Here is a 12,584-nt window from a genome sequence, read left to right as displayed (position 1 = left end):
CTCTCAGGCCCGGTTGGCGAAGCGCTCCAGGAGGTTGGCGTCCCCGCCGACCACGAGCACGTCGTCGGAGGAGACCAGGGTGTCGGCGCGGGCGTACTCGAAGGACTCGCCGGGGCTCATCAGGCCGAAGACCGTCACCCCGTAGCGGGAGCGGATGCGGGACTCGCCGATGGTGAAGCCGTGCAGCTCGGCCGGCGGGCGCATCTTGACGATCGTGAAGCCGCCCTTCTCCATCTCGATGTAGTCGAGCATCCGGCCCGACACGAGGTGCGCGGCGCGCTGCCCGGCGTCGAACTCGGGGTAGACCACGTGGTGCGCGCCGATGCGGCGCAGGATGCGGCCGTGCGCCCGGGAGATCGCCTTGGCCCAGATCTGGGGTGTCTCGAGGTCGACGAGGTTGCCGGCGATGAGCACGGAGGCCTCCAGTGAGGAGGCGACGCCGACGACGGCCGTCCCGAACTCGGTGGCGCCCAACTGCTCGAGGGCCTCGACATCGGTGGCGTCGGCCTCGACCAGGGGGATGTGGCCGCTCCATTGGCGCACGATGGCCGGGTCGCTCTCCACGGCCAGGACCTCGCGGCCCAGGCGGTCGAGGGTGGCGGCCACGGCTGAGCCGAATCGGCCCAGGCCGATGACCAGGGTTGAGTCGGTGCGTGATGCGGCGGGTGCCATGTCTGCTCCTGAGGAAGATCGGCGGCGGGATGCCCCGCCCACGCCCCACGGTAGCGGTTCAGCCGATGAGGGGGCGCTCCTCGGGCATCCGGATGACCCGCCTGCGCTCGCGCATGGCCAGGGCTGAGGCCGCCGTCATGGTCCCGGCGCGCCCCACGAACATGAGCACGATGATGACGTACTTCCCGCTCGTCGGCAGGATCGGCGTGATGCCCGTGGACAGCCCCACCGTGGCGAAGGCGCTGATCACCTCGAACAGCACCCGATCCAGCGACAGGCCCGTGATCTCCAGCAGCAGCACGGAGGCCACGCCCACCACGCACGAGCCGATGAAGGCCACGGCCACGGACAGCCGCACGGCCTGCGGGGTGATCCGTCGGCCGAAGATCTCGATGTCCTCGTCGCCCCGGGCCTCGGCGACGATCGCCATGAGCAGGATCGCGAAGGTGGTCACTTTGATGCCGCCGGCCGTGGACGCCGAGCCCCCGCCGATGAACATGAGCGCGTCCTGGACGAACCAGGTGGTCTCGCGCATGTGGTCGGTGTTGATGAGGCTGAGTCCCGAGGAGCGTGAGTCCACCCCCATGATCAGGCCGTTGAGGATCTTGCTCCCGATGGGCATGGGCCCGAGCGTGCGGGGATTGGCCCACTCGAAGGCGGTGAGCGTGATCGCCGATCCGGCGGTCAGCAGCGAGTAGGTGGCGAGGGTGAGCTTGGTGTGCAGCGTCCACTGCCGCGGGCGCCGGCGGCGCCGGACCATGTCGAGCACCACGGGGAAGCCGAGCGCGCCGACGAAGGTGCCCACCACGATCGGCAGTCCCATCCACCAGTCCGAGGCGTAGGGCTCCAGCCCCTCGGGCATGATGACGAATCCGGCGTTGTTGAAGATCGATAGGGACATGAACGCCGAGTACCACAGCGCCCGGGGGAGGGGCTCCCCCAGCGTGAGAAACCGCGGGAGCAGCACGATGGCGAGGATCACCTCGGCCCCCAACGCCGTGATGATGACGGCCCTCAGCAGCGCGGCGACGTCGCCCAGCCGGGACTGGTTCTCGCTGGCGGCGAGGATGCGCTGGGTCAGGCCCACGTGCCGGTTGACGGCGAAGGACAGCAGTGAGGCCAGGGTCATGACGCCCAGGCCGCCGATGGCGGCGCCCAGGATGATGACCGCCTGGCCGAAAGTGGACCAGTAGGTGGCGGTGTCCACGGTGGTCAGGCCGGTGACGCAGACCGCCGACGTCGCCGTGAACAGTGAGTCGACGAGGCTGGGCGCGCGCCCCGACGCCGTCGAGATCGGCAGGGCGAGGAGGGCCGCGACCGCGCCGATGATCGCGGCGAAGATGACGACGGCGAGCCGCGCGGGGGAGAACCGGGCCGCCCGCGCCAGGCGGTCGTAGAGCCCCAGGCGCACCAGCAGGCCCCGCGGTCCGGTGGCGGGGCCGCGGTCGGCGGGCATGAGAGCCGCGTCCTCGGGCGCGGTGCTCAGCGCGGAGAGGGGGCCCGGGGACTGCCGGGGCGACTTGCTGGATGAGGGCACGGGCACATTGTGGCCCCTTCGATGGGCCGCGCGCGCCATCGCGGCGTCGCTTTCCCCTTCTTGATCTCGGGCGTTGTCGTGACCAAAATGTGATCTGCAACGAGTGGTGCGTTTGGGGACGCGATGGACGTGTGCGCCTGGTGGGACAGGCGTTATATTGGGCTCAGTCCTGCGCGGCGCCGACCGCCCGGGCGGGAGGGCGCGTCACCCATGACTCCTCAGCGCCTTCCGCCGCCCGGGGCTGCCCGCTGTGCACATATCCGAACCTGACTGACGGGATCCGCATCCATGGCACCTGCCCTTCCCAGTCCTGCCGCCTCCGGCGCCCCCTCCTTCCTTACGGTCGCGGAGGTCGCCGCCATGCTGCGGGTCTCCAAGATGACCGTCTACCGCATGGTCCACTCCGGCGATCTGCCCGCCATGCAGGTGGGGCGCTCCTTCCGGGTCCCCGAGCGCGCGGTGGCCGAGTACCTCTCCGCTGGCCTGGGTGACTGGGGCCACGGGGAGACGGAGGCCTCGGGGTCCTGAGACCCGCTAGACTCGCCGGGTCACATGAGTGGCCGGGTCGAGACATCCCATGAGGGCCCGTCATCGCCCGACCATCAGGCCCGTCCGGCCGCCCGCTGGCCCGTCTTCGGATCCCGGGGCGCGGTCGGGCCCCGGCAAGTAAGACTGTGAGGAATACCCATGGGTTCTGTCATCAAGAAGCGTCGCAAGCGCATGGCCAAGAAGAAGCACCGCAAGTTGCTTCGCAAGACGCGTCACCAGCGCCGCAACAAGAAGTGACGCGCCCCCCGGGGGCCTCGGGGGCTCCCGCCCCGGGCGTGCCCACGCGCGCCCGGGCGCTGGGCGGCCGGGCGCCGTCCTCCCTCGCCGAGCTCACCACCCTGCGCATCGGCGGTCCCCTCGGCCACTATCTCGAAGCCTCCACGGAGGAGGAGATGATCGAGGCGGTCCGCCAGGCCGACGCCTCGGGGACGCCGCTGCTCGTGGTCGGAGGCGGCTCGAACATCGTGGCCTCCGACGCCGGTTTCGACGGCCTCGTCCTGCGCGACGGCCGCCAGGAGGTCCGCGTCGTCTCCGAATCCGCCTGTGGCGGCGTCGAGATCACCGCCACCGGTGGCGTGGCCTGGGACGATCTCGTCAGCCGGGCGGTGGCCGACGACTGGGCCGGATTCGCCCCGCTGTCCGGCATCCCCGGCAGCGTCGGGGCCGCCCCCGTGCAGAACATCGGCGCCTACGGCGCTGAGGTCGCCGAACTCCTCGCCTCCGTGCGCGCCTGGGACCGCCTCACCGGCCGCGTCGTCCACATGCCGCTGGCGGACCTGCGCCTGGCCTACCGCGACTCCGTGATCAAGCGCTCGCTCACGGACGCCCCCACCGGTGGCGGGCGCGTCTGGGGCCCGACGGGCCGCTGGGTGGTGCTCGCCGTGGGCTTCCACGTCCGCCAGGCCAGCCTCGCCGCCCCCATCGCCTACGGCCAGCTCGCCTCCGCCCTCGGGACTGAGATCGGCGCGCGCGTCCCCGCGGTCGACGTGCGCCAGGCCGTCCTCGACCTGCGCCGCTCCAAAGGGATGATCCTCGACGACGCCGACCACGACACCTGGTCCGCCGGCTCGTTCTTCACCAACCCGATCCTCACCGCCGAGCAGGCCGCGAGCCTGCCCGACGACGCCCCCCGCTTCCCGGTCGCCGACCACTCCCGCCCCACCGACACGGTGCGGGGAGCGCCCGTCATCGAGGGCATGGTCAAGACGAGCGCCGCCTGGCTCATCGACCACGCCGGTTTCCCCAAGGGCTTCGCCCTGCCCGATGCGCCGCGCGCCTCGCTGTCCACCAAGCATGTCCTGGCCCTGACCAACAGGGGCGGGGCCAGCGCCGCCGACCTGGTCGCCCTGCGCGACGCGGTGGTCGACGGCGTGCGCGAGCGCTACGGCGTCACGCTCGTCCCCGAGCCCGTCCACGTCGGCTGGTGAGCCAGCCAGTCGTCCACCTCGGCCAGCCAGCGCCGCTTGGATGACTCCTCAGCCAGGCTCGCCCGGATCGAGCCGCGCGCCAACTCTGCCAGCGCGTCGTCGTCGAGCCCCTGCGAGCGGGCGATCGCGTACTGGTCCGTCAAGCGCGAGGAGAACAGCAGCGGGTCGTCCGCGCCCAGCGCGATCTGCGCCCCGTGGTCGATGAGTGCCCGCAGTGGCACGTCCTCGGTGCGGTGGTAGACCCCGAGGCACACATTCGAGGCCGGGCACACCTCCAGACTGATGCCCGCCGCCACGATCGAGTCCAGCAGGGCCGGGTCCTCTCCGGCCCTCACGCCGTGGCCCAGGCGGTGGGGGCGCAGGGCGGAGACGACCTCGCGCACGTGCTCCGGCCCCAGCAGCTCACCGCCGTGGGGGAGAGAGGCCAGGCCCGCGCGCCGCGCGATGGCGAAGGCGGGGGCGAAGGCGGAGGTCTCCCCGGCCCTCTCATCGTTGGACAGCCCGAAGCCAACCACCTGGCCCGGCCCATCACCCGCGTGCCGGGCGGCCAGCCTGGCCAGGGCGCGGGCATCGAGGGGGTGGCGGATGCGGGAGGCCGCCACGATGATCGCCACCTCCACGCCGGTCAGGGCGGTGGCCTGCGCCGCGGCGTCGAGGATGATCTCCAGGGCCGGCGTGATCCCGCCGACGAAGGGCGCGTAGGAGGTGGGGTCCACCTGCATCTCCAGGCGCCGCGAGCCCTCCGCGGCATCGTCGAGCGCGGCCTCCAGCACGAGGCGGCGCATGACCTCCTCTGAGTCCACGAGGTGGCGGGCGGTGTTGTAGGCGCGCTGGAAACGGAACCAGCCCCGGTGGTCCGCCGGGACACGCAGGGGATCGCCGTCTAGGAGAGAGGAGGGCAGACGCGCGCGCGACGTCGAGGCCAGCTCGGTCAGGGTGTCCAGGCGCATGGAGCCCGTGAAATGCAGGTGGAGGTGCGCCTTGGGAAGGGCGGCGAGATCGCGCCGGCCGGTGCTGGAGCGCCGGGCGTCGGTCGGCCCATCGGTGGGGGCGGGCGCCTTCATCATGGTGGATGCGGCGGATGCGGTGGGCGCGTTCGGCCCGGGGAACTCGGTGGGCACGGCGGTGATTCTCCCACGAGCACCGCCCGTTGGTCGGATGTGCGTTGGCGCCGAGTGCGGCAGACTTATCGGCATGAGTCCATCGTCGGCATCCCGCGAGCCCGAGGAGGTCGCGCTCCTCACCGGGCCCCGAGCGGCCTCCGTCCTGTCCGCGGCCCTCGCCCCCGCGGGCAGGCGCTTGGACTCCTGGGAGGTCCATTCCGTCCACCACCGCCCCGGCGCGGGCGTGTCCGTGGGCTACACCGCCGTCGTGCTGTCCGCGGATGGGCGCCGCTCCACCGAGTACCTGTGCGCGACGACGGCGCGACTGACCAACCCGCAGGCACCGGGCCTGACCCGCGTGGCGCCCACCGGCGGGGACGGGCCGGCCGTCCACGTGTGGCGGCACCCCGGGGACCCCGAGCTCCCCGCCCTCCCCGTGGCCTGCACGCCCTCCCTGCTCTCCCAGCGCCTGGGATCCCCGGTCAAGGCGATGATGGTGGCCTACCGCCCCACGCGCCGCGCGGTGGTCAAGGTGACCTTTGCCGATGCCTCCACCGCCTACGCCAAGGTGCTGCGCCCCTCCCAGTCGAAGGCCTTCGCTCACCGGCACCGGCTGCTCACCGCGGCCGAGGTCCCCGCCCCCGAGGTGCTGCGGGACGACCCCGATGGCCTCGTCCTGCTGTCCACCGGCAAGGGGGCCTCCCTGTCCGGGCTGCTCAGCCGCGGCATGGATCCCGAGCAGGCCACCCGCGTCTTCAACCACCTCACCGGCCTGCTCGACGCTCTTCCGCGGGCCTCCCTGGATCTGCCGGTCCACCCGGCCTGGTCCGACCGCGCCCGCCACTACGCCCACGCCGCCGCCACCGTGCTGCCCGAGCACGCCTCGCGCGCCCGGGCCATCGCCGACGGCGTCGCCCAGCTCATGGCCACCTCCGACCCGGGCCCGGTGGTGCCGGTTCACGGCGACTTCTACGAGGCCAATGTCCTCATGGACGGCGAGTCCGTCTCCTGCCTGCTCGACGTGGACTCTCTCGGGCCCGGGCGGCGCGTGGACGACCTGGCCTGCTTGCTCGGGCATGTCAGCGTCCTCGACCACCTCGCCCCTGCCTCCTACCCCCGCCTGCGCCCAGCCCTGGAGACCTGGACGCGCCTGGCCGAGAAGCAGGCGGATCCCGTGGCGCTGCGGGCGCGGGCCGCCGGCGTGGTGCTGTCCCTCGTGGCGGGCGCCCGGCGCGAGGATGGCGGCCCGTGGCGCTCCGACGCTGAGGGCCGCCTGGCCCGCGCCGAGACCTGGCTCGCCCAGGCCCGCGAGCTCCAAGCCCGCCGCGGCCCCCACTGACGCCGCTCCCCACCCTCCCCCTCGCCGAGACCGGTCGAAAACAGCGCCGAGACCGGTCGAAAACAGCGTCGAGACCGGTTCGCATTGGGCGCAGGAGAGCGCGCTGATTCCCGCTCGTGCTCGCGCGGGCTGCTGCGGGCGCCGTCGGCGGCATCCTCCTCGGGGAGCGCGTCAACGTCCCTGACCGCGCATCCTCCGCCACTGGACCTTGCTCATCCTCGCGATCCCCACGGACTCCACTGGGCGTCAGCCGCGCTGCGGCGAGTACTTACACGGCGGGGCCGGGGTCCGGTCCCATGGGCTCGAGCACGGACTGACAGCGGCCCACGGCGTCTCCGCCCGTCCTTTGGAGCGGTCGGGGATGACCTGATGGAACCTGGCGACAGGCCGCGGGCCCACCGTCGGCCGGGCCTCCTGCTCGCGGTACTGAGCGGCGGAACCGCTCCCGGGAAGGAGGCCCGGCGGGCGGGCGCTCAGGCGACCTCGGCCAGGAGCGCCTGGAGGCGCCCCACGCCCTCGGTGATCGCGTCGTCGCTCGTGGCGTAGGACAGGCGCAGGAATCCGGACGGGCCGAAGGCCTCACCGGGCACCACCGCGACCTCGGCGTGCTCGAGGACGAGCGAGGCCAGCGTGGCGGAGGAGTCGATGACCGTCCCACGCAGGGACTTCCCGATCAGCGCCTCGATGCTCGAGTAGGTGTAAAAGGCGCCCCGCGGCGTCGGGACGGCGAGCCCGTCGATGGCCGAGAGCATCTCCACCATGACCTTCCGACGGCGGTCGAAGGCTTCCCGCATCCGCGCCACGGCGGTCAGGTCCCCGGCCACCGCCGCGAGCGCTGCCCGCTGGGACACGTTGGCGACGTTGGAGGACAGGTGCGACTGGAAGTTCGTGGCGGCCTTGATGACGTCGCTCGGGCCGATCATCCAGCCCACGCGCCAGCCCGTCATGGCGTAGGTCTTGGCCACGCCGTTGAGGACGATCGTGGTGTCCGCCAGCTCGGGGACGAGCGCCACGATGTGGGCGGGCTCGGCGCCGTCGTAGAGGAGGTGCTCGTAGATCTCATCGGTGATGACCCAGATGCCGTGCTCGAGGGCCCACTGCCCGATGGCGGTGAGTTCAGCGGGCGTGTACACCGAGCCGGTGGGGTTCGACGGCGAGCACAGGAGCAGGAGTTTCGTTCGCTCGGTGCGGGCGGCCTCGAGCTGCTCGACGGTGACCTTGTACTCCTGGTCCGCGCCGGCGAAGACCTCCACCGTGACGCCGCCGGCCAGGGCGATGACCTCGGGGTAGGTGGTCCAGTAGGGGGCGGGCAGGAGGGCCTCGTCGCCCGGGTCGAGGATGGAGGCGAAGGCCTGGAAGACGGCCTGCTTGCCGCCATTGGTGACGAGGATGTCGTCGGGGGAGACCTCGTATCCGGAGTCGCGCAGGGTCTTGGCGGCGATGGCCTCGCGCAGCGCGGGCAGGCCCTTGGCGGGGGAGTACTTGTGGTTGGCGGGATCCTTAGCGGCGGCGATCGCGGCCTCGACGATGTAGTCAGGGGTGGCGAAGTCGGGCTCGCCGGCGCCGAAGCCGATGACCGGCCGACCAGCGGCCTTGAGGGCCTTGGCCTTGGCGTCGACGACGAGGGTGGCGGAGGGGGCGATGGCGGACAGGCGCGCGGAGACGCGCCGTGCGGGGGAGGTGCTCACTGTGCTCACAGGGCCCATGGTCCCACGCGGGTTATCCGCCTGTCACGCCCCTCCCGCCCTCTCGCCGAGACCGGTCGAAATCGGCAACGAGACCGGTCCATCAACACGGCGAGATTCGTGCTCGCGATGCCGCCGCCCCGCCCCGCGCCCTCATGCCAGGGACATGAAGAGCTTCTCCAGGCGGGTCGCTTCCAGGATCTGGCCGGATGGGTCCTTCGTGAGACTGGCGCGCATTCCGGAGGCGATGATGGCGAGCCCCGCGCGGTCCACCGCCTTGCTCACGGCCGCGACCTGCACGACGACCTCCTCGCAGTCACGGCCCTCCTCCATCATGCGGATGACGGCGTCGAGCTGCCCGCGCGCCCGCTTGAGGCGGGCCATGGTGGGATGCAGGTCCGTGGGGTTGAGCGCGATGCCCATGGTCGTTCCTCCTTCATCGGGGGCGCTGCGGCGTCGTCCCGAGCGCCGGCCCCGCCAGCCGCGGACCAGGTGCGGTGGCCGCCGTCGAGATCGCGCGCCTCGCGCCCCTCCTGGAGGAGGATACGGGTCGCGACGTGGCCGCGCAGGCCCGCCTCGCGAGCCGCTGCCAGCGGTCGGTCGGGCGGATCTCCGAGGTGATCGCGTGGGGTGCCCTCCGGGATGTTGAGGGCGCCGGGCGCATTCCGCCGGCCCGCTCGTCGACGGCGTCGCGCTTGGCAGTGGCGTCGCCGGCCGGCCACGTCGCGGGATCGGATGATCGCTGCTGGTCGTCGACGGCGATCGCCCCGCGCTCATCGGCTCCCAGCCTCGCGCGCCGCCGGTCAAAGGCGCGCAGGAGGGCCCGGCCTCGGTGATGCTGGCCCCGGCGTCGGCGCGGTGGATGGTGGCGCGGCGCGCGGCGCGGTCGATGGGCGCGGCCTCGGTGGAGGCGAGGGCCCCAGGGGTGCGGGCCCGCAGGGAGCCGGGCGCGTGGCGCGGGAGGGCATTGCGCTTCCCGATGACCCCGCCCTGCGTGCTGCGGACCGGTCTCGCTCATGATTTCGACCGGTCTCGGTGATGAGGGGCGGTTAGACGCGGGTGGCGTCGAGGATGTGGGTGAGGAAGGACAGACGCTGCTCGGGGGTGGCCTCGGCCGGGACCTGGCACTTGGCCCCGAGGTAGGAGGCCGGGGCGATGGCCCCCTCGGGGCCCTCGATGGGCTCCAGCGCGGCCAGGGAGCAGGCGCGCACATCCTCAGCGCCCATCACCGATCCCGGCTCGTCGACGTCGAGGGGCAGGTGCCCATCCATCCACGCCTTCGCGTAGCGGGTATCCGCGGGGCCGGCCCCGGAGAACATGACCCCCTCCAGCACTCCGGCGGCGCGGGCGAGGCGCACATGCTCCAAGGCGGTGGCGGCGTCGCGGGCCTCGAGGGCCGAGCGGCCCCAGTTGAGGGACATGCGCGCGCGGGGATGGTTGAGGACACGCAGGACCTCCAACTCCTCGTCGATCCCGAGCAGCCGCTTCTCCCCCAGGTCGGGCGCCACGAAGGCGTCGCAGTGCTCCACCAGGAGGAGCGCGCCGCCCCAGTCGTAGTCGACGATCCGCGACAGCGACTCCCCGAAGGCCTCGGCGCTGTGCGCCACCCCGGGTTCGCCCGAGGGCGCGGAGTGGATCTCGACGGCGGCCACGACGTCGCGGCCGGCCGCCTCCCGCAGCGCCTCGACGCCGTCGCGCACCGAGCGGGTGAAGGAGAGGGCGTCGGCGCGGCCCTGGCGATCGGTGGAGGCCAGGCCGAAGGCGCCGGTCGCCCACACGCGCACCATGGTCCCGGGGATCGCGGTGATGATGTTGCGGTCCCAGTGGGGTGCGAGCTGGGAGGCCAGCCAGGGCAGGCCGGCCGCCCCGCCGAGGTCGTCCCGGAAGGGGATCTCGAGCCCGCGAGCGCCCGGAATCTGCGCCAGGAGCCGGTAGTACTCCTCCTGGTCCTCCTGGGACTCGGGCAGCGAGGCGTAGGCGCCGAGGATCGCGCTCGGGGCGGGGCGCGACTCGTCGGGCGCCCCGGCGCCCGATGCCGGCTGCTGGGCGGCGACGGCGCCGGTGGGGCTGGGCGCCCCGGGGATCGGGAGGGCTGCGGCGGTGCTCCGGGCGGTGGTCATAGTGGCCTCCTCTCGTGAGGTCGAGCAGGGCCGGGGCGGTTCGGGCGCGGGGCGCGGTGCGCGCGGTCACGAGCTGTCGTCGGCACCTCTCATCGGATATCAGACAACGGGGACCACGATAGCGGATTTCCCTGGGATGCCTGCCTCTGCCCGAGGCTCTGGGGCTGGCTCCCGAGACTCTGGGGGCTGGCAGTGGTGCAGCCCACCCCGTCGCTGTTTCCACTCCCGGGGGAACCTGTGGCAGGATTGGTCACCGCTGAAGGGCAGTGGCGCAATTGGTAGCGCACCGGTCTCCAAAACCGGCGGTTGTGGGTTCGAGTCCCGCCTGCCCTGCTGAGAACGGCGGATCTGTCGGGAGATCCCGTCGGTTCGTCTTCTCGTCCCGTCAGGGATGGCAAGGATTCGGACCGTCGAGCACCCGAGGATCGTGACAATGAGCGAGAGCGCCGCCAAGGACGCATCCACGCGCAGTGGCAACCCCATCAAGCGCGTCATGCGCTTCATCCGCCAGGTCATCGACGAGATGCGCAAGGTCATCTGGCCCACGAAGAACGAGTTGTGGACCTACTTCGTCGTCGTCATGGTCTTCATCGTCGCGATCATGGCCTTCACCGGCATTCTCGACACCATCTTCGACCGCCTGGTCATGTGGGGCCTCGGCTGAGTCCCGCCGAGCCCAGCGCCCACCCGTCAGCCTGAAGAAGCCAGTGGAAAGCAGGTACACCGTGTCCGAAGAGACGCTCGAGGAAACCGCTGTCGAGGAGAGCGGCGGGGCCGCCAGCGCCGCCGACGCCGCCCAGGAGGCCGCTGAGGGCGCCACCGCCCAGGCCGCGCCCGAGGCCGCCGACGCCGCCGACGCCATCGACCCGCTGGAGGACTTCCGCAAGGAGATGTCCTCCCTGCCCGGCGAGTGGTACGTGCTGCACACCTACTCCGGCTACGAGCGCCGCGTGGCCGCGGACATCAAGGCCCGCGCTGAGAACTTCGAGATCGAGGACTACGTCTTCGACGCCGTCGTCCCCATGGAGACGGTCATCGAGATCAAGGCCTCCAACAAGAAGAAGGAGGTGTCGCGGGTCCGCATCCCCGGCTACGTGTTCGTGCGGATGGACCTGGATGACCCGGAGACCTCTGACCGCGTCTGGCGCACCATCAAGGACACCCCGGCCGTTACAGGCTTCGTGGGGGACCGCTACAACCCGGTGCCGCTGACCCTCGAGGAGGCCGTCTCCCAACTCGGCCCCACCCCGGAGGAGGTCGCCGCCAAGCAGGCCGCCAGCGCGAACGCGAGCCCCGAGGAGGGGGCCGCCACGCAGGTCGCCGCCGGAGGCCAGGTCTACGAGGTCGCCTTCTCCGTGGGCGAGTCGGTCATCGTCACTGACGGCCCCTTCGAGTCGCTGCCGGCCACGATCTCCGAGATCCACCCGGACACCCAGAAGCTCCAGGTGCTCATCTCCCTGTTCGGCCGCGACACCCCGGCCGAGCTCTCCTTCACGCAGGTGTCCAAGATCTGAGGCGAGCCGCCCCCGCGGCGAGCCGCGCCGGTGCCCGGTATCACAGCGCGAGCGCTTGTGATACCGGGCACCGGGCGCTACGGGGGTACCGCGCGGGGGCTAGGATGGGCCCTCGTGCGCGCTCCTGCGCACCGCCGCGCGGCAGGCGCGCGGCATCCGGACAAGAAAGACCCATACACATGGCACCCAAGAAGAAGGTCTCTGGGCTCATCAAGCTCCAGATCCAGGCCGGCGCCGCGAACCCCGCGCCGCCGATCGGCCCCGCGCTCGGCCAGCACGGCGTCAACATCATGGAGTTCTGCAAGGCCTACAACGCCGCCACGGAGTCGCAGCGCGGCAACGTCATCCCCGTTGAGATCACCGTCTACGAGGACCGCTCCTTCACCTTCGTCCTCAAGACCCCTCCGGCCGCTGAGCTCATCAAGAAGGCCGCTGGCGTGGCCAAGGGCTCCTCGACGCCGCACTCCGCGAAGGTCGGCTCGATGACCGCCGCCCAGGTGCGCGAGATCGCCGAGGCGAAGATGGCCGACCTCAACGCCAACGACGTCGAGGCGGCCTCCAAGATCATCGCCGGCACCGCCCGCTCGATGGGCATCACCGTCGAGGCCTGAGGCCCCGGCACCCCTAATCAAGACCCC

At 72.0% G+C, this 12,584-nt stretch carries 13 protein-coding genes and 1 tRNA gene; 8 read left to right on the top strand and 6 right to left on the bottom strand.

Annotation, left to right across the window (positions count from 1 at the left end; translation table 11 throughout):
• Positions 1 to 3: 3 nt before the first annotated feature.
• Positions 4 to 672, bottom strand: coding sequence for a potassium channel family protein (locus GVV76_RS03165; RefSeq protein WP_159522223.1), 669 nt, complete (start codon positions 670 to 672; stop codon positions 4 to 6).
• Between the two features lie 58 nt (positions 673 to 730).
• Positions 731 to 2,128 carry a TrkH family potassium uptake protein gene (locus tag GVV76_RS03160; protein ID WP_413227731.1) on the bottom strand — a complete coding sequence of 466 codons (1,398 nt, stop codon included), beginning with the start codon at positions 2,126 to 2,128 and terminating at the stop codon, positions 731 to 733.
• Between the two features lie 369 nt (positions 2,129 to 2,497).
• On the opposite strand from GVV76_RS03160, the gene GVV76_RS03155 reads away from it, so the two are divergent.
• From GVV76_RS03155 to GVV76_RS03145, 3 genes are all read left to right on the top strand, one after another.
• Positions 2,498 to 2,737, top strand: a complete 240-nt coding sequence (locus tag GVV76_RS03155) for a helix-turn-helix domain-containing protein (RefSeq protein WP_159522227.1) — start codon at positions 2,498 to 2,500, stop codon at positions 2,735 to 2,737.
• 159 nt (positions 2,738 to 2,896) lie between these two features.
• Positions 2,897 to 2,995 carry a 30S ribosomal protein bS22 gene (locus GVV76_RS03150; RefSeq protein WP_003792170.1) on the top strand — a complete coding sequence of 33 codons (99 nt, stop codon included), beginning with the start codon at positions 2,897 to 2,899 and terminating at the stop codon, positions 2,993 to 2,995.
• Positions 2,992 to 4,185: a UDP-N-acetylmuramate dehydrogenase gene (locus GVV76_RS03145; protein WP_159522229.1), complete on the top strand. Its 1,194-nt coding sequence runs from the start codon at positions 2,992 to 2,994 to the stop codon at positions 4,183 to 4,185. The genes GVV76_RS03150 and GVV76_RS03145 overlap by 4 nt, the downstream gene beginning before the upstream one ends.
• Here the strand turns inward: GVV76_RS03145 and GVV76_RS03140 are convergent.
• A complete protein-coding gene (locus GVV76_RS03140) occupies positions 4,140 to 5,249 on the bottom strand; it encodes an adenosine deaminase (RefSeq protein ID WP_159522326.1) in 1,110 nt (369 codons plus the stop codon). The two genes, GVV76_RS03145 and GVV76_RS03140, sit on opposite strands and share 46 nt — an antisense overlap.
• Positions 5,250 to 5,379: 130 nt before the next feature.
• Here GVV76_RS03140 and GVV76_RS03135 point away from each other — a divergent pair, with 130 nt between their 5' ends.
• Positions 5,380 to 6,627, top strand: a complete 1,248-nt coding sequence (locus GVV76_RS03135) for a phosphotransferase (protein ID WP_159522231.1) — start codon at positions 5,380 to 5,382, stop codon at positions 6,625 to 6,627.
• A 473-nt stretch (positions 6,628 to 7,100) separates the two neighbouring features.
• Here the strand turns inward: GVV76_RS03135 and GVV76_RS03130 are convergent, their stop codons facing one another.
• From GVV76_RS03130 to GVV76_RS03120, 3 genes are all read right to left on the bottom strand, one after another.
• Positions 7,101 to 8,333 (bottom strand): pyridoxal phosphate-dependent aminotransferase, encoded by a 1,233-nt coding sequence (locus tag GVV76_RS03130; RefSeq protein ID WP_159624899.1) that lies wholly within the window; start codon positions 8,331 to 8,333, stop codon positions 7,101 to 7,103.
• 132 nt (positions 8,334 to 8,465) lie between these two features.
• Complete coding sequence (locus GVV76_RS03125) at positions 8,466 to 8,735, bottom strand: metal-sensing transcriptional repressor (protein WP_201288236.1); 270 nt, start codon at positions 8,733 to 8,735, stop codon at positions 8,466 to 8,468.
• A 626-nt stretch (positions 8,736 to 9,361) separates the two neighbouring features.
• On the bottom strand, positions 9,362 to 10,432 hold the full coding sequence (locus GVV76_RS03120; protein ID WP_159624897.1) for a DUF4862 family protein: 1,071 nt from the start codon (positions 10,430 to 10,432) through the stop codon (positions 9,362 to 9,364).
• A gap of 260 nt (positions 10,433 to 10,692) precedes the next feature.
• Here GVV76_RS03120 and GVV76_RS03115 point away from each other — a divergent pair.
• From GVV76_RS03115 to rplK, 4 genes are all read left to right on the top strand, one after another.
• Positions 10,693 to 10,765 (top strand) — tRNA-Trp (locus tag GVV76_RS03115).
• 100 nt (positions 10,766 to 10,865) lie between these two features.
• Positions 10,866 to 11,096 carry a preprotein translocase subunit SecE gene (secE, locus tag GVV76_RS03110; protein ID WP_159522234.1) on the top strand — a complete coding sequence of 77 codons (231 nt, stop codon included), beginning with the start codon at positions 10,866 to 10,868 and terminating at the stop codon, positions 11,094 to 11,096.
• A gap of 61 nt (positions 11,097 to 11,157) precedes the next feature.
• Positions 11,158 to 11,946 (top strand): transcription termination/antitermination protein NusG, encoded by a 789-nt coding sequence (nusG, locus tag GVV76_RS03105; protein WP_201292186.1) that lies wholly within the window; start codon positions 11,158 to 11,160, stop codon positions 11,944 to 11,946.
• A gap of 179 nt (positions 11,947 to 12,125) precedes the next feature.
• Complete coding sequence (gene rplK / locus GVV76_RS03100) at positions 12,126 to 12,557, top strand: 50S ribosomal protein L11 (RefSeq protein WP_073451467.1); 432 nt, start codon at positions 12,126 to 12,128, stop codon at positions 12,555 to 12,557.
• Positions 12,558 to 12,584 lie beyond the last annotated feature (27 nt).

Source organism: Actinomyces sp. zg296 (assembly GCF_009829695.1).
Taxonomy (GTDB): Bacteria; Actinomycetota; Actinomycetes; order Actinomycetales; family Actinomycetaceae; genus Actinomyces; species Actinomyces marmotae.
This window is presented reverse-complemented; position numbering and strand designations above follow the sequence as displayed.

Bases quoted from the DNA above. Each gene is read 5' to 3' on its own strand.
- GVV76_RS03165 (WP_159522223.1), bottom strand. From the start codon at position 672: ATGGCACCCGCCGCATCACGCACCGACTCAACCCTGGTCATCGGCCTG.
- GVV76_RS03160 (WP_413227731.1), bottom strand. From the start codon at position 2,128: ATGCCCGCCGACCGCGGCCCCGCCACCGGACCGCGGGGCCTGCTGGTG.
- GVV76_RS03155 (WP_159522227.1), top strand. From the start codon at position 2,498: ATGGCACCTGCCCTTCCCAGTCCTGCCGCCTCCGGCGCCCCCTCCTTC.
- GVV76_RS03150 (WP_003792170.1), top strand. From the start codon at position 2,897: ATGGGTTCTGTCATCAAGAAGCGTCGCAAGCGCATGGCCAAGAAGAAG.
- GVV76_RS03140 (WP_159522326.1), bottom strand. From the start codon at position 5,249: ATGAAGGCGCCCGCCCCCACCGATGGGCCGACCGACGCCCGGCGCTCC.
- GVV76_RS03135 (WP_159522231.1), top strand. From the start codon at position 5,380: ATGAGTCCATCGTCGGCATCCCGCGAGCCCGAGGAGGTCGCGCTCCTC.
- GVV76_RS03130 (WP_159624899.1), bottom strand. From the start codon at position 8,333: ATGGGCCCTGTGAGCACAGTGAGCACCTCCCCCGCACGGCGCGTCTCC.
- GVV76_RS03125 (WP_201288236.1), bottom strand. From the start codon at position 8,735: ATGGGCATCGCGCTCAACCCCACGGACCTGCATCCCACCATGGCCCGC.
- GVV76_RS03120 (WP_159624897.1), bottom strand. From the start codon at position 10,432: ATGACCACCGCCCGGAGCACCGCCGCAGCCCTCCCGATCCCCGGGGCG.
- secE (WP_159522234.1), top strand. From the start codon at position 10,866: ATGAGCGAGAGCGCCGCCAAGGACGCATCCACGCGCAGTGGCAACCCC.
- rplK (WP_073451467.1), top strand. From the start codon at position 12,126: ATGGCACCCAAGAAGAAGGTCTCTGGGCTCATCAAGCTCCAGATCCAG.